We start from the raw sequence: 255 nt of genomic DNA, 5'->3' as shown, positions 1-255 counted from the left end.
AAACACCCAAGTGGTTTTACGAGAGTAAACATTGAGTTGTATGAGACTGACATAAGTTTAAAAACAGAATATCACGTACTTACGAGTACTGAATAAGAGCTAAGGTATTTATGCGACGGTGTGATTGATAAACAACAACACACAATAAGCTTTCCAAGATTATTAATGTTGAGTGATACATCACTTAACAACATGTTTTTGTCTAGCGACAATAGCATTGTGGTACCACCTGATCCCATGCCGAACTCAGAAGTG

The 255-nt window shown here is 36.9% G+C and carries 1 rRNA gene; it reads left to right on the top strand.

Going from position 1 to position 255, the window contains the following annotated elements:
* Positions 1-201: 201 nt before the first annotated feature.
* A 5S ribosomal RNA gene (gene rrf / locus ACSLUO_RS17750) occupies positions 202-255 on the top strand; the annotation flags it as partial.

The sequence above is a fragment of the Thalassotalea agariperforans genome (assembly GCF_053470345.1).
Note: the sequence above shows the minus strand (reverse complement) of the source record. Positions and strands in the feature narration are given on the sequence as shown.